Source organism: Paracandidimonas soli, from assembly GCF_004342005.1.
GTDB classification, from domain to species: domain Bacteria; phylum Pseudomonadota; class Gammaproteobacteria; order Burkholderiales; family Burkholderiaceae_B; genus Paracandidimonas; species Paracandidimonas soli.
The window spans coordinates 125,394-146,515 of record NZ_SMBX01000004.1; the positions used below are offsets into that span (position 1 = coordinate 125,394).

19 protein-coding genes are annotated in these 21,122 nt (G+C 65.1%); 13 read left to right on the forward strand and 6 right to left on the reverse strand.

Features of this window, described 5'->3' with window-relative positions:
* The first annotated feature begins 7 nt into the window (after positions 1 to 7).
* The 9 genes from EV686_RS09835 (at position 8) to EV686_RS09875 (ending at position 11,950) form a co-directional block, all read left to right on the forward strand.
* Positions 8 to 3,004: a xanthine dehydrogenase family protein molybdopterin-binding subunit gene (locus EV686_RS09835; RefSeq protein ID WP_132476390.1), complete on the forward strand. Its 2,997-nt coding sequence runs from the start codon at positions 8 to 10 to the stop codon at positions 3,002 to 3,004.
* Positions 3,001 to 3,819, forward strand: coding sequence for an FAD binding domain-containing protein (locus EV686_RS09840; protein ID WP_132476393.1), 819 nt, complete (start codon positions 3,001 to 3,003; stop codon positions 3,817 to 3,819). The genes EV686_RS09835 and EV686_RS09840 overlap by 4 nt, the downstream gene beginning before the upstream one ends.
* Entirely contained in the window at positions 3,816 to 4,325 is a 510-nt protein-coding gene (locus EV686_RS09845; protein ID WP_132476396.1) for a (2Fe-2S)-binding protein, read from the forward strand. Before EV686_RS09840 ends, EV686_RS09845 begins: the two co-directional genes overlap by 4 nt.
* A 21-nt stretch (positions 4,326 to 4,346) precedes the next feature.
* Positions 4,347 to 5,921 carry an AMP-binding protein gene (locus EV686_RS09850; RefSeq protein ID WP_132476399.1) on the forward strand — a complete coding sequence of 525 codons (1,575 nt, stop codon included), beginning with the start codon at positions 4,347 to 4,349 and terminating at the stop codon, positions 5,919 to 5,921.
* Complete coding sequence (locus EV686_RS09855; protein ID WP_132476402.1) at positions 5,918 to 7,357, forward strand: UbiD family decarboxylase; 1,440 nt, start codon at positions 5,918 to 5,920, stop codon at positions 7,355 to 7,357. Before EV686_RS09850 ends, EV686_RS09855 begins: the two co-directional genes overlap by 4 nt.
* Before the next feature lies 1 nt (position 7,358).
* Positions 7,359 to 8,036 carry a UbiX family flavin prenyltransferase gene (locus tag EV686_RS09860; protein WP_132476405.1) on the forward strand — a complete coding sequence of 226 codons (678 nt, stop codon included), beginning with the start codon at positions 7,359 to 7,361 and terminating at the stop codon, positions 8,034 to 8,036.
* Positions 8,037 to 8,194: 158 nt separating this feature from the next.
* Positions 8,195 to 9,001 carry an enoyl-CoA hydratase/isomerase family protein gene (locus EV686_RS09865; RefSeq protein ID WP_132476408.1) on the forward strand — a complete coding sequence of 269 codons (807 nt, stop codon included), beginning with the start codon at positions 8,195 to 8,197 and terminating at the stop codon, positions 8,999 to 9,001.
* A 91-nt stretch (positions 9,002 to 9,092) separates the two neighbouring features.
* A complete protein-coding gene (locus EV686_RS09870) occupies positions 9,093 to 10,247 on the forward strand; it encodes an alpha-hydroxy acid oxidase (protein ID WP_132476411.1) in 1,155 nt (384 codons plus the stop codon).
* Between the two features lie 17 nt (positions 10,248 to 10,264).
* Complete coding sequence (locus tag EV686_RS09875; protein ID WP_132476414.1) at positions 10,265 to 11,950, forward strand: thiamine pyrophosphate-binding protein; 1,686 nt, start codon at positions 10,265 to 10,267, stop codon at positions 11,948 to 11,950.
* A gap of 193 nt (positions 11,951 to 12,143) precedes the next feature.
* Here EV686_RS09875 and EV686_RS09880 read toward each other — a convergent pair whose 3' ends face one another.
* Entirely contained in the window at positions 12,144 to 13,154 is a 1,011-nt protein-coding gene (locus EV686_RS09880) for an XdhC family protein (RefSeq protein ID WP_132476417.1), read from the reverse strand.
* 313 nt (positions 13,155 to 13,467) lie between these two features.
* Here EV686_RS09880 and EV686_RS09885 point away from each other — a divergent pair, with 313 nt between their 5' ends.
* Together EV686_RS09885 and EV686_RS09890 are read left to right on the forward strand one after the other, a co-directional pair.
* Positions 13,468 to 13,821, forward strand: a complete 354-nt coding sequence (locus EV686_RS09885; RefSeq protein ID WP_132476420.1) for a biotin/lipoyl-binding protein — start codon at positions 13,468 to 13,470, stop codon at positions 13,819 to 13,821.
* Between the two features lie 17 nt (positions 13,822 to 13,838).
* Positions 13,839 to 14,282 (forward strand): transposase, encoded by a 444-nt coding sequence (locus tag EV686_RS09890; protein ID WP_165972568.1) that lies wholly within the window; start codon positions 13,839 to 13,841, stop codon positions 14,280 to 14,282.
* 202 nt (positions 14,283 to 14,484) lie between these two features.
* Here the strand turns inward: EV686_RS09890 and EV686_RS09895 are convergent, their stop codons facing one another.
* Positions 14,485 to 15,681, reverse strand: a complete 1,197-nt coding sequence (locus EV686_RS09895; protein WP_132476427.1) for an acyl-CoA dehydrogenase — start codon at positions 15,679 to 15,681, stop codon at positions 14,485 to 14,487.
* 97 nt (positions 15,682 to 15,778) lie between these two features.
* Between EV686_RS09895 and EV686_RS09900 the strand changes: the two genes are divergently transcribed.
* Positions 15,779 to 16,678, forward strand: coding sequence for a LysR substrate-binding domain-containing protein (locus tag EV686_RS09900; protein ID WP_132476430.1), 900 nt, complete (start codon positions 15,779 to 15,781; stop codon positions 16,676 to 16,678).
* Positions 16,679 to 16,745: 67 nt separating this feature from the next.
* Entirely contained in the window at positions 16,746 to 18,152 is a 1,407-nt protein-coding gene (locus tag EV686_RS09905; protein WP_132476433.1) for an FAD-binding oxidoreductase, read from the forward strand.
* Positions 18,153 to 18,239: 87 nt separating this feature from the next.
* Here the strand turns inward: EV686_RS09905 and purU are convergent, their stop codons facing one another.
* From purU to EV686_RS09925, 4 genes are read right to left on the reverse strand one after another with little or no spacing between them, the layout of a single operon-like run.
* Positions 18,240 to 19,088 carry a formyltetrahydrofolate deformylase gene (gene purU / locus EV686_RS09910; RefSeq protein ID WP_132476436.1) on the reverse strand — a complete coding sequence of 283 codons (849 nt, stop codon included), beginning with the start codon at positions 19,086 to 19,088 and terminating at the stop codon, positions 18,240 to 18,242.
* A gap of 48 nt (positions 19,089 to 19,136) precedes the next feature.
* Entirely contained in the window at positions 19,137 to 19,679 is a 543-nt protein-coding gene (locus tag EV686_RS09915) for a flavin reductase family protein (protein ID WP_243650832.1), read from the reverse strand.
* Entirely contained in the window at positions 19,676 to 20,308 is a 633-nt protein-coding gene (gene pdxH, locus EV686_RS09920; protein WP_132476439.1) for a pyridoxamine 5'-phosphate oxidase, read from the reverse strand. Before pdxH ends, EV686_RS09915 begins: the two co-directional genes overlap by 4 nt.
* A gap of 38 nt (positions 20,309 to 20,346) precedes the next feature.
* Complete coding sequence (locus EV686_RS09925) at positions 20,347 to 20,976, reverse strand: gamma-glutamylcyclotransferase (protein ID WP_132476442.1); 630 nt, start codon at positions 20,974 to 20,976, stop codon at positions 20,347 to 20,349.
* Between the last annotated feature and the right edge of the window lie 146 nt (positions 20,977 to 21,122).

The window sequence follows — 21,122 nt, forward strand, 5'->3', positions numbered from 1 at the left end:
TGAAGGCATGAGTGCGGCAAAGGAAAGCGTGATGAACGGGAAGGACGAAGCTTCGACGCATGTGGGGCGTCCCGCGCGGCGCATCGAGGATGCGTCCATCCTGATCGGCAAGGGCAAGTATGGGGACGATGCTCCAGTCAAGCCCGGCACGCTGCATGCCGCCATCCTTCGTTCCCCGCACGCCCATGCGCGACTGCTGGGCGTGGATGCCAGCGCGGCGCTGGCGCTGCCCGGCGTGCGCGCCGTGCTGACGGGCGAGGATGTGCGCGCCTGGTCGCGGCCGTTCGTGGTCGGCGTCAAGCAGCCGATGGAGCACTGGGCGCTTGCCGTGGATAAGGTGCGCTATGTCGGCGAGCCAGTGGCCGTCGTCGTGGCGGAATCCCGCTATCTGGCGGAAGACGGCGTCGATCTGCTGACGGCCAGCTACGAGACGCTGCCGGTGGCCGTGGAAATCGAGCAGGCCATGGCGGAGGATGCGCCCGTGCTGCACGAGGCCGTCGGCTCCAATGTCGTCAGCGACAGGCAGTTCCATTATGGCGATCCCGGGACGGCGTTTGCGCAGGCCGCGCACCGCATCGGACTGACGGTGCGCTATCCCCGCAATTCCTGCACGCCCATCGAAGGCGCGGTCGTCATGGCCGAGTATCTTTCCGCCGAGGAAGGATACGAGGTCAGCTCGAACTTCATGGGGCCGTTTTCGCTGCATACCGTCATGGCCTTGGCGCTGCAGGTGCCGGGCACGCATCTCAGGCACCGGAATTTCCGCGATTCCGGCGGCAGCTTCGGCGTGAAGCAGGCTGTATTTCCCTATATCGTCCTGATGTGCATGGCGGCGCGCAAGGCCGGCGCTCCGGTCAAGTGGGTGGAGGACAGGCTGGAGCATCTGACGGCCGCCACATCGGCCACGGGGCGGCTCAGCCATATCGAAGCCGCCGTCCGCGAGGACGGCAAGATACTGGCGCTGTCCTACGATCAGATGGACGACTGCGGCGGCTACCTGCGCGCGCCGGAGCCGGCCACATCCTATCGCATGCACGGATGCGTGACGGGTCCTTACGATATTCCCAACCTGTCCGTGCGCAACCGCATCGTGCTGACCAACAAGATGCCGACCGGGCTGGTGCGCGGGTTCGGCGGGCCGCAGGTGTATCTGGCGCTGGAGCGGCTGATGCAGCGTATCTCCGTGGAGCTGGGGCTGGACATGCCCACGCTGTACCGGCGCAATTTCATCAGCGCGGACGCGTTTCCCTATCGCGCCGCCGCCGGCGCCTTGCTGGACTCCGGCAATTACCAGGGAGCGCTGGAAAAGATCGAGACCGAGGGCGGGCTGCGGGAGCTGTACGAGCGCAGGGACGCAGCCAGGGCGCAAGGCAAGTACTACGGAATCGGGTTTTCCGCCGTCGTCGAGCCGTCGATTTCGAACATGGGCTATATCTCCACGGTGCTGCCTCTGGAGATGCGCATCAAGGCTGGCCCCAAGAACGGCGGCATCGCATCGGCGACCGTCGGCATCGATCCGCTGGGAGGCGTCACTGTAGTGGTGGCTTCGTCTCCGGCGGGTCAGGGACACCGCACGGTCTGCGCCCAGGTGGCGGCGGACGTCTTCGGGTTGTCTCCGGAACAGATCGTCGTCAATGTGGATTTCGATACGCAGAAAGATGCCTGGTCCGTGGCGGCGGGCAACTATTCCAGCCGTTTCGCGGGCGCCGTGGCGGGAGTGGTGCATCTGGCGGCGGAGAAACTGCGCAACAAGCTGGCCGTCATCGCCGCGCACAACTTCGGCTGTGCGCCCGAAGACATCGTGTTCCGCAATGGCCGCGTGCAGGCTGGAGGCGACACCGAACGCTCGCTGCCGTTCGCGCGCATGGCGGCGGGGCCGCATTGGGCGCCGGGGCTGCTGCCGCCGGGCGTCGAACCGGGCATGCGCGAGACGGTGTTCTGGACGCCGGAGCAGTTGACGCCGCCGGACGAACAGGATCGCGTCAACACATCGGCCGCCTATGGATTCGCCATGGATGTCTGCGCCGTGGAGATCGATCCGGATACCGGGCGCGTGCGCATCGACCGCTACGTCACGTCGCACGACGCGGGCCGCATCCTGAATCCGGCGCTTGCCGACGGGCAGATCCGGGGCGCCTTCGCCCAGGGACTGGGAGCGGCGCTGATGGAGGAGTTCCAGTACGGGGCGGACGGCAGTTTCCAGTCCGGCACGTTCGCCGATTATCTGGTGCCCACGAGCTGCGAGGTGCCGGAGCCCGTCATCCTGCATCAGGAAACGCTTTCGCCGTTTACGCCGCTGGGCGCAAAAGGGCTGGGCGAGGGCAACAACATGAGCACGCCGCCATGCATCGCGAATGCCGTGGCGGATGCGCTGGGCGTACGCGATGTCATGCTGCCCCTGACGCCGTCGCGCGTCATGTCGCTGATCGGCATGGAAGATCCGCCGCCTTCGCGGCCGCAGTCAGCGCCTGCGCCAGCGAAGGCGGGCTCCGGCAAGGCGCTGAGCGCTGCCGGCGAGGTGCAGCTGTCCGCCGCGCCGCAGGCCGTGTTCGACGTCATGCTGAACCCGGATGCGCTGGCCAAGGTCATTCCCGGCTGCAATGCCCTGCAGAAGGTAGGGGAGAACAAATATCGCGCCGACGTGACCGTGGGCATAGGCATGATCAAGGCGCGCTACGCCGCCGAGGTCGCGCTCAGCGAGCTGGATCCTCCGCACAGCCTGCGCCTGTCGGGTTCCGGCCTGTCCAGTGTCGGTTCGGCCAAGGGCAGCGGCATGGTGCGCTTGGAGGAAAAGGACGGCGGCACCTTGCTGCGCTATGACTATCAGGCCGAAGTGTCGGGCAAGGTCGCGGCGGTGGGCGGCCGCATGCTGGAAGGCGCGGCCCGCATCGTGCTCGGCCAGCTGTTCGAGCAGCTCGGGCGGCAGGCGGGCGGCAAGCCGCTGGAGGACAGCGCGTCCTGGTGGCGCAGGCTGCTGCGGAGATTGGGAGTCGGCAGGAAATGAAACCGCAGAAATTCGATTACGTGCGTGCGGAAACCGCGCAGGAAGCCGTGGACATGCTGGCGGAGCTGGGCGGGGACGCGCGCATCATGGCCGGCGGCCAGTCGCTGATGGCGGTGCTGAACATGCGCCTTGCGCAACCCGCCGTGCTGATCGACATCAGCAGGACGGCCGACCTGAAATACCTGCGCGCCGACAAGACGCATCTGTCCGTCGGCGCCGCGACGACGCAGGGAACGCTGGAGTGGAGCGGGGAGCTGCCTCGCCAGTTGCCCTTGCTGACGCAGGTGTTTCCGTTCATCTCGCATTTCCAGATTCGTAACAAGGGTACGGTCTGCGGTTCGGTGGCGCATGCCGATCCCAGCGCCGAGCTGCCGCTGTCGCTGGCGCTGCTGGGCGGCGAAGTGGTGCTGCGCAACCGCAAGCGCAAGCGCACCGTGGCGGCGGAGGATTTCTTCCAGGGCATGCTGATGACGGCGAAGGCGCCCGACGAGCTGGTGGAGGAAGTCCGTTTTCCGCTGGCGCGTGAAGACCAGCGCTTCGCATTCACCGAGTTTTCCGCCCGCCATGGCGACTTCGCCATCGCATCGGTGGGAGCCATGCGCGACGGTCGGGTCACCCGTCTCGCCGTGGGCGGCGTATCGGACCGGCCCGTCGTCATGCAATGGGAAGACTTGCAGCGGGGAGACTGGGAAGGCGTGCTCAACGACCTGGCCTGGGACCTGCAGGCGCAGGACGACCATCACGCCAGCGCGCAATTCCGGCGCCATCTGGTGCGCAGGCTGGGTTTGCAGATTCTCGGGAGGATATCGGAATGAAGCGCTACGACCAGGACGCGCGCCATCGCGTGACGGTGGTGCTCAACGGACAGGAACGCAGCGGGCTGTGCGAATCGCGCATGCTGCTGTCGGACTTCCTGCGCGAAACGCTGGGAGCCACCGGCACGCACGTGGGTTGCGAGCACGGCGTCTGCGGCGCATGCACGGTGCAGATCGACGGTGTGGCGGTGCGCTCGTGCATGACGCTGGCCGTGCAGGCCGACGGCATGCGCGTGGATACGGTCGAGGGCCTGGCGGAAGCGCAGGACCGCATGAGCGACCTGCAGGAGGCCTTTCGCCGCAATCATGCGCTGCAGTGCGGCTTCTGTACCGCCGGCATCCTGATGTCCTGCGACGACTACCTGAAGCGCAATCCCGATCCCACGGAAACGCAGGTGCGCGACATGCTGTCCGGCCATCTTTGCCGCTGTACCGGCTACACGAACATCGTCAACGCGGTGCTGGAAACCGCGGCGTCGCGCCGTGCGTCTTCGGCGCAGCCATAACTCAACTCTGGGGAACCGCAAATGCTGGATCTGGGAAGAACATTCTTGCAAAGCGTGGAACGCAGTCCAGGCAACCTCGCCATCGTCGATGGCGACAAGGCGCTGACGTATCGGCAGTGGCGCGATGAAATCGCCGGGCTGGCGGCGGGGCTTGGGTCCGTGGGCCTGAAGCGCGGCGACCGCGTGCTGGCAGTCATGCAGAATCGCTACGAGATGGCGACCCTGCACTGGGCCTGCCAGTTTGCGGGTGTGGTGGTGGTACCGCTGAACTGGCGCGCCAAGCCCGAGGAAATCGGCTATTGCGTCCAGGATGCGCAGGTCGGGGCGGTCTTCTTCGAGGGAGTCAGCGCGCCAGCGATCGAAGCCGCGGACATCGCCTCCGGCGTGCGCAAGGTGTCGGTCGGCATGGGCGCCGGGGCCGGCGATGTACTGGCCTTCGAGGATCTGATCCAGCCTGGCGGCGTGCTGGAGCCTCTGGCGGGCAGTGAGGATATATCGCTGATGCTGTATACCTCCGGCACGACGGGCAACCCCAAGGGCGTGCCGCGCAGGCACAGGCAGGAGCGTACGGCGGCGCTGGGACACGTGGCGCAGAACCTGTATCGCCGGGGTGAGCGCACGCTGGGCGTCATGCCGCTCTATCACACCATGGGCGTGCGTTCCCTGCTGAGCATGGCGCTGGTCGACGGCGCGTTCGTCTGCATGCCGAAATTCGATCCGCTGCATGCGCTGGAACAGATCGGCAAGCATGCCGTCACCTGCCTGTATCTGGTGCCGACGCTGTATCACGACATGCTCAAGCAGTATGTCCCCGGCACGCACGACATTTCCGCCGTCAGGAAGCTGGGCTTCGCGGGCGCATCCATGCCTGATGGGCTGCTGATCCGCCTGCAGGAGGTCTTCCAGCCGGAACTGTTCGTGAACCACTATGGTTCTTCCGAGGTCTACACCTTCTCCATCGAACCGGATGCCGTGAAGAAGCCGGGCAGTGCGGGCCGCGCCGGCATCAACACGCGTCTGCGCGTGATTTCGCTGGATTCCAGGGACGTGGGCCGCCTGGCGGCGGTCGGCGAGGAGGGGCAGATCATCGCCGACCTGTCGGGCGACGAGGCTTTCGAGGGCTACTGGAACCGCCCGGACGCCGATGCCAGGTCCATCCAGGACGGCTGGTACTTCACGGGCGATATCGGCTACCTGGATGCCGACGGCGACCTGTTCGTGACGGGGCGCGTGGACGACATGATGATCAGCGGCGGGGAGAACATTTCTCCCGTCGATATCGAATCCGTGCTGTCGCTGCACGACGCCGTGGACGAGGTGGCCGTGGTCGGCCTGCCGGACGAGCGCTGGGGGCAGCGCGTCACGGCATTCGTCAAGCTCCGCTATCCGGCCGATGCGGCAGTCCTGGACGCGCATTGCCGCAATTCCGACCTGCAGAATTTCAAGCGGCCGCGCGACTACGTCTTTGTGCAATCCATCCCCAAGTCGCCGGTCGGCAAGCTGTTGCGCCGCCTTCTGATCGCGGGGCAATACGAGCGTGTGGACGCTTCCGGCAATGAACAGCGCCCGGTGTCCGGGGCAGGAGAGAAATCATGAAGCACATTGGCCAACCCTATGACGACCTGCGCGCATGGCTGCGGCACCTGACGCAGACCGGCCGCGTGGCGGTGATACGCGAAGGCGTCGGCCTGCGCCACGAGCTGGCGGCGATCGCCAAGCGCCTGGACGGCGACAAGGCGACCTATTTCCCCAGGCCCGACGGCCATGAGATGCCGGTGATCTCCGGCTTCATGTCGCAGCGCGGCTGGATCGCGGAGGCCATGGGCGTGGCGGACGCCGATGTCCTGTCCGCGTTCCGGCGCGCCGCGCAGTCGCCCCTGCCCTGGCGGGAGGTGGAGCCCGGTGCGGCAAGCTGCCAGCAGGTGGTGCACACCGATATCGACATGCATGCGCTGCTGCCCATTCCGACGCACAGCGAGCACGACAACGGCCCATACATCACGGCAGGCATGGTCATCGCGCGCAATCCGGTCACGGGCGTGCAGAATGTGTCGATCAACCGCATCCAGGTGCATGGCAAGGACCGCATGGCGCTGCTGATGCTGCCGCGCCACCTGTACGCTTTCTTCAAGGAGGCGCAGGCGCAGGGCTTGGCTCTGCCGGTGGCCATCGTCATCGGCGCGGATCCGCTGACGCTCCTGGCGTCGCAGGCCATCACCCCGATCGACCACGACGAACTGGAAATCGCGGGCGCGCTGCATGGCAAGCCGCTGCCCGTCGTGAAGTGCCTGAGCAACGAGGTGCGCGTTCCTGCCAATGCGGAAATCGTGATCGAGGGCCGCATCCTGCCCGATGAAATGGATCTGGAAGGGCCGTTCGGCGAATTCCCGAAATACTACAGCGCCCAGGAGAAGCGCGAAGTCATCATGGTGGATCGCGTGACGCACAGGCGTTCGCCCGTCTATCACACCATCATTCCCGCGGAATACGAGCACCTGCTGCTGGGCTCCATTCCGCGCGAGGCGACGCTGCTGGCGCATCTGCAGCGCAGTTTCCCGAATGTGCTGGATGTGCACCTGTCTATGGGGGGCGTCGGCCGCTACCACCTGTACGTCAAGATCCGCAAGATGCACGAAGGGCAGCCGAAGAATGTGATCCTGTGCGCGTTCGGCGCGCACTACGACATCAAGCACGTCGTGGTGGTTGACGAGGACGTGGACGTGCACCAGCCCAGGCAGGTCGAATGGGCGCTGGCCACGCGCTTCCAGGCGGACGTGGATCTGGTGGTCATCTCCGGCGCCCAGGGTTCCGTGCTGGATCCGTCCACGACGACGCGCTTTTCGCTGGAGGACCAGGTGGGGATGCCTGAATCCCACGAGCAGGGCATCAGCGCCAAGATGGGCATGGACGCCACGCGCCCGGTCAGGTATCACGAGCACGTCTTCACCAAGGTCAGGATTCCGGGCGAGGACACGCTGGACCTGGAGCAGTTCGTCGTGTCGGGAGCGACCGTCGACTGGCAGGCGGACTGAGATGCATACGCTGAGCGAAACCTCTTCAGCCGGCGGCCGCCCGCAGCCCGGCGCGCGGCCGCGCAGGCTCGTCATCGCCATCACCGGCGCGAGTGGAGCCATCTACGGCGTGCGCATGCTGCAGGTGCTGCGCAGCCTTCCAGGATGGGAAAGCCACCTGATCCTGTCGGCTTCCGGCGTGCTGACCGCGACCCAGGAGCTGGGCATGTCGCGCGGCGAGATCGAAAGCCTGGCGGACGTGGTGCACAGCGTCAAGGACATCGGCGCCACGCTGTCGAGCGGATCGTTCCGGCACGACGGCATGATCGTAGCGCCTTGCTCCATGAAGACGCTGGCGGGCATTGCGCACGGGCTTTCCGACAACCTCATCAGCCGAGCGGCGGACGTGGCGCTGAAGGAGCGTCGGCGCGTGGTCCTGATGGTGCGCGAAAGCCCTCTGAACCTTGCGCATCTGCGCAATATGGTGGCCGCCACCGAAATGGGCGCGATCATCTGCCCGCCGGTGCCGGCGTTCTATGCATGTCCGGAAACGCTGGAGGACATGGTTTCGCATACTGTCGGACGGGCGCTGGACCTGTTCGACATTCCGCATGAAGGCCTGCTGGTCCGATGGGCCGGCATGGCGCCAATGCGCCGCAATCGCCAGGCGGTAACGGCGGACGCCGCCGATGTCTGCTGACCACGCGCCCAAGCGCAAGCCCCGGACTTCAGTCCGAGGTCATGCGAGGCAGTGTTCATATGGCGCCGCAGGCGCCCCCGTATTGTGGCGGGGAAACTCCCGGCTTTAGCCGGGAGCGACTCACGCGGCAAATTATCAAAATCAACAAGGAGCAGGAAATGACTGTATTGAAACACCCCGCGCAGGAAAAGCTGGCCGACCTGGACGGGTTCCGAGTCGAGATCGATGCAAAGCAGAAGCGGGCCGACATCGTGCTCGATCGTCCGCCGTTCAATATCATTTCGATGGCGCAGCGCGATCAGTTGCGCCTGGTGTTCGAATCGCTGGACGAGAACGACGACGTGCGCGTGATCGTGCTGCGCGCCGAAGGCGAGCACTTTTCCAGCGGTGGGGACATCAAGGGCTTCCTGGAGGCCAGTCCCGAGCATGTTTCCAAGCTGGCATGGAACATTGCGGCGCCGGCGCGCTGCTCCAAGCCTGTCATCGCGGTGAACCAGGGCTATTGCTTCGGCGTGGGCTTCGAGATCTCTCTGGCCTGCGATTTCCGCATCGTGACTGAAACCACGCAATATGCGCTGCCGGAGCAGAAGCTGGGGCAGATCCCGGGCTCGGGCGGTTCTGCACGGCTGCAGAAGATGGTAGGCATCACGCGCACCAAGGATGTCGTCATGCGCTCGCGCCGCATCCCCGGCAAGCAGGCCTACGACTGGGGCGTGGCGACGGAGTATGTGGAGCTGGGCGACCTGGCGGCGGCCACGGATCGCCTGGTCAAGGAGCTGGTGTACTTCTCGCCCCTGGCGCAGCGCACGGCCAAGAAGCTGCTCAACGATTCCGAGGATGCTTCCCTGGCTGCCGGCATCGAGCTGGAGGGCCACTGCTACAGCCGCCTGCGCTCGTCGGACGATTTCCGCGAGGGTGTCGAGGCGTTCCACGGGAAGCGTGCGCCGAAGTTCATCGGCAGCTGATGCCGCTTGCGCTTTATGGGAGGAGGGCCGGGGGCGCTGTGGTCTCCGGCCGGAGAAGAATCATGATCGCGGATGCAGCGGGAAGGATGCGATGAGCAGACTGGATAAGGTGTTGTCGATAGAGGACCTGCGCCGCATGGCGCGCAGCCGCCTGCCGGTGGGAATTTTCGGCTACGTGGACGGCGCGGCGGAGGACCAGCAGTCGAAGGCGGCGAACCGTCGGGCCTTTGAGCGCTGGGCGTTCCTGCCGCATATTCTGACGAATGTTGCGCAGCGCAATCTGTCGCGTTCCCTGTTCGGCAAGGAATACGCCATGCCCGTGGGCATCAGCCCGATGGGCGCTTCCGGGCTATGCTGGTTCGAAGGCGACTTGGCCATGGCCGCTGCGGCAAGGGAGGCCGGCGTGCCGGCGGTGCTCAGCGCCGCCTCCAGCATTCCGCTGGAAGAGGTGGCCGCGGTGAATCCCGATATCTGGTACCAGGCCTACCTGCCCGCGGATCCGCAGGTGATCCTGCCGCTGTTCGCGCGTGTCGAGCGCGCGGGCATCGAGGTGATGGTGGTGACCGTCGATGTACCTATCGCCTCCACGCGGGAGAACGAGCTGCGCAATGGCTTTTCCCTGCCGCTGAGGCCCAGCCTGCAACTGGCATGGTCCGGGCTTGTGCGCCCCCGCTGGCTGGCGGGAAATTTCGCGCAGACCCTGATGCGCCGGGGAGTGCCGCATTTCGAGAATTTTACGGCGCAGCGGGGCGGCCCGATCATCTCGGCGCCCAGGAAGGATCACCGCTCGGGCAGGGCGGCGATGAGCTGGGACGAGATCCGCCTGATGCGCGATCACTGGAAGGGAAAACTGGTGATCAAGGGCGTGCTGCGCCCCGAGGACGCGCGGCTTGCCGCAGGCATCGGAGCCGACGGCATCGTAGTGTCGAATCACGGCGGGCGGCAGTTGGACGGCGCATGCGCTACGCTGGACGCCTTGCCGGGCATCGCGGCAGCCGCCGGCGGCATGGCCGTGATGATCGATAGCGGTTTCCGGCGGGGAACGGACGTGCTCAAGGCATTGTGCCTGGGCGCGGATTTCGTATTCGTCGGACGGCCCGCCCTCTATGGGCTGGCGGCGGGGGGACAGGCCGGCGCGGCGAAGGCGCTGGAGGTCCTGCGCCAGGAGCTGGACGTGAACATGGCGCTGCTGGGCGCGGCGGATATCGCGCATCTGGACCAGGCATATATCATGCGCGCGGATTGAACATCAAGGAGAAAGGAATGAAGGCAACAGGGTTGGCGCCGCGTACGGGCGGACAGGTACTGGTTGATGCATTGCGTATACATGGCGTCGATACGGCGTATTGCGTGCCGGGCGAGAGCTTCCTGGCGGTGCTCGATGCCCTGCATGAGGTCAAGGACGCGCTGCGGCTGGTCGTGTGCCGCCAGGAAGGCGGCGCGGCGCATATGGCGGAAGCCCATGGCAAGCTGACCGGCAGTCCGGGTATCTGCTTCGCGACGCGCGGTCCGGGAGCGACCAATGCCAGCATCGCCGTGCATACGGCCCGCCAGGATTCCACGCCGCTGATCCTGTTCATCGGCCAGGTGGGCCGCGACTGCATGGAGCGTGAGGCCTGGCAGGAAATCGATTACCGGCACATGTATGGCCATATCGCCAAGTGGGTGGTGCAGATCGAAGATCCCGCGCGCATTCCCGAGATGATCAGCCGGGCGTTCCACGTGGCCATGTCGGGCAGGCCGGGTCCCGTCGTGATCGCGCTGCCGGAAGACATGCTGACCGAGCAGGTGAGCGTGGCGGATGCGCCGGCCTATCGCGTGGCGCGGGCCGCGCCAGATCCTGCGGCGATGGCCGAACTGAGGGAGAGGCTGCAGTCGGCGCAGCGTCCGGTGATGGTGCTGGGTGGCGGTGGCTGGCGGACCGAGGGCAGCGAAGCGATCGGCCGGTTCGCGCAATCCTTCGGTGTGCCCGTCATCGCGGCTTTCCGGCGCCAGGACCTGCTGGACAATCGCCACCCCTGCTATAGCGGCGAGGCCGGGCTGGGCATGAATCCCAAGATCGCCGAACGCATCCGCACCGCGGACCTGGTCGTGGCGGTCGGGGCTCGCCTGGGCGAGACATCGACGAACGGCTACGCCTTGCTGGATGTGCCCAGGCCGGCGCAGACACTGGTGCACGTGCATGCCGATCCCAACGAACTGGGGCGCGTCTACCATGCGGATGTCCCGGTCACGGCGGACGTGAACGCGTTCGCCCTGGCGGCGGCGGGCATGGCGCCGCCGGAAGGCCTGTCCGCCGGGCGCAGGGCATGGCTCGAACAGGCGCGCAAGGATTACGAGGATTCGCTGGCGCCCGAGCCCATGCCGGGCGACGTCAACCTGGGCGAGGTCGTCAGGCACATGGATCGCATCCTCGGGCCGGAAACGATCGTGTCGAACGGAGCCGGCAACTACACTTTGTGGGTGCAGCGCTTCCATACCTACACCGGCATACGCACCCAACTGGCGCCGACCAGCGGCACAATGGGCTATGGCGTGCCGGCCGCGATCGCCGCGAAGCTGGTGTATCCCGATCGCCCTGTGGTCTGCTTCGCTGGCGACGGCTGCTTCCTGATGAATGGCCAGGAGCTGGCGACGGCCATGCAGTATGGCCTGGACCCGCTCTTCATCGTGGTCAACAACGGCATGTACGGCAGCATCCGCATGCACCAGGAAAAGCATTATCCGGGGCGCGTGCACGGCACCGAGCTGCATAATCCGGATTTCGTAGCGCTGGCGCAGGCCTACGGGCTGCATGCGGAACTGGTGGAACGGACGGAAGATTTCCCCGCTGCGCTGGAACGCGCGCGTGGCGCGGGCCGCGCGGCCTTGATCGAACTGCGCGTACCGCAGGATGCGCTGTCGCCCAAGCTTACGGTCTCCGCGCTCAGGAGGCAGGCGGGGCTGTAGACTGTTCGATATTCATGCGCGCGGCGCTCTTGCGTGGGACGGATGAGGGCAGCGGGACGGGAAGCGATGCTCTCGTCCCGCTTTGCTTTCTTCAGCTCGAGGCTTCCAGGCTGACCACGCGCCCAAGCGCAAGCCTCGTCGTTCACGACGAGGTCAAGCGAGGCAGTGGTCATACGGCGCCGCAGGCGCCCCCTTATTGTGGCGAGGAAGCTCCCGACTCCAGGAGGGAGTGACTCACAGGACTGGCTGACGAGCAGGCCATCTGGGGCAGGCTGTTGCGCACCTGGATCAGTTCGGCGGCGATGGCGACGGCGATTTCCGCCGGAGTGCGGCTGGATATGCTCAGGCCGACGGGGCCGCGCAGGCGCTCGATTTCGTCGGGGGACAGCTCGAACAGGGCGAGCCGTTCGCGGCGCTTGTCGGAGTTGCGTTTCGATCCCAGCGCGCCGACGTAGAATGCGCGGGATTTCAGCGCCTCCAGCAGGGCCATGTCGTCCAGTTTCGGGTCGTGCGTGACGGCGACGATGGCCGTGCGTTCGTCCGTGCCGATCTCGACGACGGCGTCGTCGGGCATCATGGCCAGCGTGGTGGCGCCCTGGACGTGCCAGGTCTGCAGGAAATCCTTGCGCGGATCGCAGACCAGCACGTGGAAGCCGAGCATGCCGGCGATGTCGGCCAGGGCCTTGCTGGTCTGGTTGGCGCCGATGATCAGCAGCCGCCACTGCGGACCGTGGATGGCGCGGAATACATGGCTGTATTCTCCGGGCTGGTCGTCCGGCTGGGCGGGGGACAGCCGGCACTGGCCCGTGCCGGTATCGACCTCGCGCGTGATGGAGCGGTGCTGGCGCATGGCTTCCAGAACCTCCGGCAGCCAGGATGAGCCCGTCAGGTCTTCGCAGAACAGTTTCAGCGATCCGCCGCAGGGCAGGCCGTACTGGATGATGTCTTCCTGCCGCAGGCCGTAGCTCAGCCAGCCTGCGGGCGCCGGCAGTTCCGCGTGAGTGGCGCGCTGGATCAGGTCGTCTTCGATACAGCCGCCCGATACGGAACCGACGAGCAGACCGTCGTCGCGCAGCGCGGCCATGGAGCCCGGCTGTCTGGGGGCGGAGCCCCAGGTGCGGATCACGGTCGCCAGGTGGACGCGATGGCCCGCATCGAGCCATTCCTGCGCTTGCCGCAGTATCTCGTAGTCCAGGGAATACATGGTGCTTCTGTCTCCTGCGATTTCTGTATGGATCCAGGCTTGTCGGCCCGACTCCGTTGGTTTTTGCTTTCCCATGAGTTTATGCGGTTTTTCGAAGATTATCCCTTATTATTTTGTGATTGGGCGTCACAGCTTTTCTGATGGAAGACATCAGTCCGCGCCCGCATGGCTTGCCGCGTCGCCGCCGCAGGCGTATCCCCATGGTTTTTCTGTAGAATTAGAACCATTCGCATTTGATGTCGTTTCGCATGAGGTTCCTGTCATCCGGCATCGACCGCCTGCGTTCCTTTTGCCTTTCTTTTCCGGCTGTCTCATGAATCAATCCGCTGCACCCCATGTCTCCAGGCGCTGGCCCTGGATTCTTTTTGTTGTCTTGCTGGCATGTCTGGGCGCGTGGTGGTGGGCGGGAGAGTCGGACGAAGGGGCCGGACCGGCCGTGTCGCGCTATGCCGGACCGGTTCCTGTGCGCGTGGTGGAGGCGGAGCAAGGCACATTCGCCGTGGAGAGCAGCGCCATCGGCACGGTGACGTCGCTTGCGACGGTACAGGTGCGGGCCAAGGTCGATGGGGAGTTGAAGGAAATCCTGTTCGAGGAAGGACAGATGGTGAAGGCCGGGGAGGTGCAGAGCTTGTGTTGCGGTCCCTTGAACAGACCATCTCGTTTCTGACTCAGGAATTGAAGCGATTGGACAAGGCCATTGACGATCATATCGACCGGCATCCGGATCTGAAAGAAGATGAGCGCTTGCTGACCAGCATTCCGGGCATAGGGCCTCGGGTTGGCCGGATCATGATGGCCATCATGCATAACCACTGCTTCAACTCGGCCCAAGGGTTGGCCGCCTATTTGGGCTTGGTGCCCGTGCCACGACAATCAGGCAGCTCGTTTCTAGGGCGCTGCTGCCTGGCCAAGAACGGGCCCGGCTCGGTACGGGCTATGTTGTATCTGGCTGCCATGTCGGCAGTCCGATACAACCCGCACGTTCAAGCGCTATATACCCGACTTCAAGCCAACGGCAAAAGCAAGATGTCGGCCCTGGGAGCTGCCATGCGCAAACTGGTTCACCAGTGCTTCGGGGTGCTCAAGACCCGGCATGAGTATCGACCTGACTACGCCTTATCGGCTTGACAATCAACACGGTATCTTCGCCTGCACGCGGGCGGGCCTCAAAAGGCTCCGCAGCCAGCACACGGCGCATCCGGCCGGACCTCTTGTCATGCCGCGTTTGGAGGCGTCGTGTTATGTGGGGTCTGTGTTTTGCTGTTGCAGATTCCGTAGGGTGGGCTTCGCTTCGCTCAGCACCACCCTACGTTCAGCGCCACCCTGCCTGTCAGTTTGCGAATGCCTGGATGCCGGTCTGGGCGCGGCCCAGGATCAGGGCGTGGACGTCGTGCGTGCCTTCGTAGGTGTTGACGACTTCCAGGTTGACCAAGTGGCGCGCGACGCCGAATTCGTCCGAGATGCCGTTGCCGCCCAGCATGTCGCGCGCCATGCGTGCGATGTCCAGCGACTTGCCGCAGGAATTGCGCTTCATGATGGAGGTGATTTCGACGGCGGCGATGCCTTCGTCCTTCATGCGGCCCAGGCGCAGGCAGCCCTGCAGGCCCAGCGTGATTTCAGTCTGCATGTCGGCCAGCTTTTTCTGGATGAGCTGGTTGGCGGCCAGGGGGCGGCCGAACTGCTTGCGGTCCAGCGTGTACTGGCGCGCGGTGTGCCAGCAGGCTTCCGCGGCGCCCAGCGCGCCCCAGGCGATGCCGTAGCGGGCCGAGTTCAGGCAGGTGAATGGGCCGCGCAGGCCGGTCACGCCGGGCAGGCGCTGTTCTTCGCCGATCTCGACTTCGTCCATGACGACTTCGCCGGTAATGGAGGCGCGCAGGCCGACTTTGCCGTGGATGGCAGGGGCGCTCAGGCCCTTCATGCCTTTCTCGAGGATGAAGCCGGCGATCTTGCCGTCGTCTTCGCCGCCGACGACTTTCGCCCACACGACGAAGACGTCGGCGATGGGGGAGTTGGTGATCCACATTTTGTTGCCGCTGATGCGGTAGCCGCTCTCGGTGCGCGTGGCGCGGGTTTCCATGCCGCCGGGGTCCGAGCCGTGGTTGGGCTCGGTCAGGCCGAAACAGCCGATCCATTCGCCGCTGGCCAGCTTGGGCAGGTATTTGCGTTTCTGTTCTTCGGTGCCGAATTCATTGATGGGGACCATGACCAGGGAGGACTGGACGCTCATCATGGAACGGTAGCCGGAGTCGATGCGTTCGACTTCGCGGGCGATCAGGCCGTAGCAGACGTAGTTCAGGCCGGCGCCGCCATATTCGGCGGGGATGGTGGCGCCGAGCAGGCCCAGTTCGCCCATTTCCCGGAAGATGGAAGGATCCGTCTGCTCGTTGCGGAAGGCTTCCATGACGCGGGGCGCCAGCTTGTCCTGCGCATAGGCCAGGGCGGCGTCGCGCACCATGCGCTCGTCTTCCGTAAGTTGTGTGTCGAGCAGCAGGGGATCCTGCCAGTGGAAAGAAGGGTTGGATGACATGGTTTGATCTCCGGTCCAGAATGTACACAACTATAATGTGCATTATTCGAAATCATCAATTGATAAATTTGCACATTATTGTGTGGCGGGAGCAAGGATGAGGAATGGTATTCCCAATCTGGGCGCCTTGCAGGCGTTCGAGGCTACGGCCCGGCTGGGCACGTTCTCCCGCGCCGCCGAAGAGCTGTCGCTGACGCACAGCGCGGTGTACCGGCAGGTGGCCGGGCTGGAGCACAGCCTGGGCGTGCAATTGTTCAACCGGGTCAGGCGGCGCGTCGTGCTCACGCCGCAGGGGGCGGAGTATGCCGCGCGCGTCCGGCACCACCTGGAGCAACTGGAAAAGGATACGTTCGGTCTGCGCACGCGGTCGGGGCTGGGGCGCAGCCTGCATATCGCGGTACTGCCCACGCAGGCCACGACCTGGCTGATCCCCCGCATGCCGGATTTCCAGCGCAGGCATCCCGACATTACCATCAGCCTGTCCGCGCGCACCCTGCCGTTCCAGTTCAATGATCACCCTTACGACGCCGCCATCTATCACAGCGAGCAGCCGTGGCCGCGCACGCGCAGCGTCAGGCTGTTCGAGGAGGGCGAACTGTTGCCGGTGTGCCGTCCGGATCTGCTGGAAGACAGCCGCGGCGCGGGCGGCATGCAGGGTCTGCCGCATCTGCACATGATGTCGCGGCCGGATGCCTGGCGCGCATGGTACCGGCAGCACGGGCTGGAGTTTTCGCCGCTGATCAGCGCCGGGCCGCAGTACGAGCTGTTCAGCATGACGCTGGCCGCGGTGCGGGCGGGCATGGGCGTGGCTCTGGCACCCAGGTTCCTGGTGGCGGATGCCATTGTCCGCGGCGAGCTTGCCCTGGCGGGGCCGGGCGGCCTGACGGTGGCGGAAAGCTATTTCTTCGGCTACCCGCTCACGGACGAAGAAGGCAGCGATGCCCTGCAGGTTTTCGAGCAGTGGCTGATCCGCATTGCGCGGGCGGAATCGGCGTAAACTGGATTCGGGGATAAAGCATGGCCCGGCGGATGCGGGCCGGGGTTTTCGCAGAGGAAAGACAGTGATGGACTTGGGCGCCCTGTCGGGCATCGTAGGAACGGAACACGTATTGACGGGCGATGCGGCGCGCGCCAGCGAGCTGGACTGGCGCGAGCGCTATGCGGGCAAGGCGTTGGCCGTCGTCAGGCCCGGTTGCACGGAAGAGGTCGCCAGGGTGGTGCGCTGGTGCGCCGACCGGGGGATAGGCATCGTCCCGCAGGGCGGGAACACAGGGCTGTGCGGCGGCGCCACGCCGGACATGTCTGGCACGCAACTGATTCTGTCCCTGCAACGGCTCGACCGGATACGCGCCATCGACACGGACAACGACACGCTGGTCGCCGAGGCGGGCTGCGTGCTGCAGGCCATCCAGGAGGCCGCGCGCAATGCGGACCGGTTGTTTCCCTTGAGCCTGGCGGCCGAAGGCAGCTGCACCATCGGCGGCAATCTTGCGACCAATGCGGGTGGCACGCAGGTGCTGCGCTACGGCAATGCGCGCGAGCTGGTGCTGGGGCTCGAGGCCGTGACGGCAAGCGGCGAGATCATGCATGGCCTCAAGGGGCTGCGCAAGGACAATACCGGTTACGATCTACGCAACCTGCTCATCGGCAGCGAAGGCACGCTGGGCGTCATTACGGCGGCGACCCTGAAACTGTACCCGCAGCCGGCAGCCCAGCGCACGACGCTGCTGGCGCTGCAAAGCATCGAGGATGCGGTGACGGTGCTGGCGGCGGCGCGCAAGGGATTCGGCGCGGCGCTGACGGGGTTCGAGCTCATTGCCGGCAGCTGCCTGCATGGGGTGGTGCGCTGCTATCCGCAGCAGCGCATTCCTTTCGATGGTGCATCGGCGGCCATGCCATGGTTCGCCTTGCTGGAGCTGTCGGACAGCGAAAGCGCCGGGCATGCGCAGGAACGCTTCGAGACCGTGCTGGGCGCCCTGATGGCGTCAGGGCATATCGCCGATGCCGCCATTGCCGAAACCGTGGCGCAGAGCCGCGCGCTCTGGCATTTGCGCGAGAGCATTCCGCTGTCGGAAAAGGCGTTCGGGAAAAGCGTAAAGCACGACATTTCCCTGCCGGTATCGGCGATTGCACGGTTCGTGAAAGAAACCAATGCCCTGCTGCAGCAGTCGTTTCCCGGCGTCGAGCACGTGGTCTTCGGACACCTGGGCGATGGCAACCTGCACTACAACGTGGCGGCCGGCACGGGTCGCACGGAAGCCGAGTTGCTGGCGCAGCAGGACCGCATCTTCGCCATCGTGCTGGACAGCGTGGCGCGCTTCGACGGCTCGATCAGCGCCGAGCACGGCATCGGCCAGCTCAAGCGCGGCCTGCTGCCGCGCTACAAGGACCCGGTCGCCATGGCGCTGATGCGGGACATCAAGCGGGCGCTGGATCCGCTGGGCATCATGAATCCCGGCAAGCTGCTTTGAGAAAATGGAGGGCGGCGGCCTTCGGGCCGAAGCCTGCGCAAGCGGCGCGACAAGCGGCTTGCATTTCCGATCGCATCGGGCTCGCGCTCAGCGGAAGATGACGGTGCGGTCGCCGTTGAGCAGGATGCGGTGCTCCACATGGAAGCGTACGGCGCGCGCCAGCACTTTCGATTCGATGTCGCTGCCGATGCGCACCAGTTCGTCCGGGCTGAAGGAGTGGTCCACGTGCTCGATGTCCTGGGCGATGATGGGGCCTTCGTCCAGGTCCGCCGTGACGTAGTGGGCCGTTGCGCCGATGATCTTCACGCCGCGGGCATGCGCCTGGTGATAAGGCTTGGCGCCCTTGAAACCTGGCAGGAAGCTGTGGTGGATATTGATGGCGCGCCCGGCCAGGGTCTTGCACATGTCTTCGGATAGCACCTGCATGTAGCGGGCCAGCACGACCAGGTCCACGTTCTCGCGTTTGGCCAGGTCCAGGATCTGCGCTTCCTGCGCCGCCTTGGTTTCCTTGGCGACAGGATAATGGTGGAAGGGAATGCCGTAGGACTGCGCCAGGGCTTCGTGGTCCTTGTGGTTGGACGCAACGGCGGCGATGGTGACGGGCAGTTGCCCGCTGTGCACGCGGAACAGCAGATCGTTCAGGCAGTGGCCCTGGCGGCTGACCAGCAGCAGCAGGCGGGCCTTGCGCTGCGCATCATGGATCTGCACATCCATGTCGAAGCGCGAGGAAACCGACTGGAAGGATTCGAGCAGGGCTTCGGCCGTGGTGGCTATGGGCAGGCTGAAATGCACGCGCAAGAAGAAGCGTTCGCTGGCGGCATCGCGGAACTGCTGCGAATCGATGATGTTGCCGTGGCTGTTGAGCAGCCATCCGGAAACACTGTGCACGATGCCGATGCGGTCGGGGCAGGACAGTGTCAGGATATAGTCGTTCATATATCTTTTGAATTCAAAAGGTTGAAGCTGATGCCGGTATTGCGGGCCTTAGCGCTCGACGATGATTTCGGCGACGGGCGGGGAATGATGAAAGCGCCTCGAGTGGTGGATCAACGGTTGCGCGTTGGTCCAGGCGCATGCATGGACGGCGCCAATGAAAATGGCGTGATCGCCCGCGTCGTGCTGATGATGATTGCGGCATTCGAACCAGGCCGAGCAGTCAGGCATGTCCAGCATCCACAGGCCCGAGCGGGAACGCTTCAGCGGAATGCCTTCGAAACGTTCCTGCTGCGAGCCTTTGGCGAAGCGGTAGGCAAGGTCCTGCTGCGCCGCGGACAGTACATGGATGACGTAGCCTTCGGCCTGGCGCATATGGGCTATCGAAGCCGATTCCAGCTTCAGGGTCCACAGCACCAGTGGAGGTTCCAGCGACAGCGAGCTGAAGGAGCTGATGGTCATCCCGATGGGACTGCCGTCGGCGGCCTGCGCCACCACGACGGTAACGCCGGTGGGAAAACGCGACAGTGCGGAACGAAAGTAGCTCTGATCGAATGCGGGCGTAGCAGGATTCATGCCGTGGAGAAGGATCATGGGGCCAGACGGCTGACCAGCCACAGGCCTTCCGCGTTGCGCTCGTAGACCAGCCTGTCGTGCAGGCGGGAGGGGCGGCCTTGCCAGAACTCCAGGCGTTCGGGCGCCAGGCGGAAACCGCCCCAATGTTCGGGACGCTGGGGATGCTCGCCCAGACTCTCGCCCAGGCTGGCGGTATTGGCTTCCAGCGCTTCGCGCGTAATGGGGCGGCTTTGCGGAGAAGCCCAGGCGCCGATGCGCGAACCGAGCGGGCGGCTGTGGAAGTACTCGTCCGATTCCTGCTCCGAGGTGCGGGAGACGCTGCCTTCGATGCGGACCTGGCGCTCCAGCGCCGGCCAGAAGAAAAGCAGGCTGGCCTGAGGATTTTCCTGCAGATCGTGTCCCTTGCGGGAATCGTAGTTCGTGAAGAACACGAAGCCGCGTTCGTCGTAGCCCTTGAGCAGCACGATGCGGGCCGACGGCCGGCCCTTGGCATCGGCGCTGGCCAGGGTCATGGCGTTGACTTCGGATACCTTTGCGGCAAGCGCTTCTTCGAACCAGGCATCGAACTGGCGGAACGGATCGTCGGCCAGGGATGATTCCAGCAGTTCGTTCTTGGAGTAATCGTGGCGTATGTCGGCGACAGACATGGAGGGCTCGCAGGGGAAAATCGGGATAAACGACAAGTTTACCCGTTCAGGGCCGACTCCGTCTGCAATTGCCGCATCAGCGCTTCCAGCCGGGCGTCCTGTATACCCGATCGGCGCAGGGCGCGCGATGTCTCGACGACATATTCCAGGCATGGGCCGTAGGTGCCATGCGCGGTCCGCACGATGTCGATCAGCCGCTCCTGCGGCAGATCGCGCACGTAGGCGTCCGTGTGCCGGTTCATCACGAAGGCCAGAGCGGCGACGGGACCATCGTCCGTGCGCGTCTCCAGCCACTTCGGCGTATATGCGCCGCTGGGCATTTCCCTGCGCCACAGCGCGTCCATCGTGTCCGCGATCCGGTTGGCGGGAATGCGGTACACCACGCCCTTGCAGGAGCCTCCCGCATCCAGCCCGAAAACCAGGCCGGGCTGTTCCGGGGTGCCGCGGTTGATGCGCGACCACAGGCACAGTGATCGGTGGTAGCCGCGCAGCAGCGCCATCCGCTGTTCGGTGAAATCGAATTCCGGGCGCCAGATCAGCGATCCGTATCCGAATACCCACAGATCCTGGCCGGTATCCCTGCCGAGCAGCGCCTGGCGCAGCGAGGCGCTGCGTTCTTCGTCGGACAAGACGCGAAATGGCCTGGGAGTGACTGCGGAGGATGGCATGGTCGTGCGAGAAAAACGGTTTACTGGCGGAAACAGGGCCAGAATGCGTATGACGCTGTTTCTGCCGATTAAGATAGCATGAATTATTCCGCTGATGCGGCAGAAACAGTAAGCATCTTTCTTCGCGCAGCGGCGATGTGGCGTAT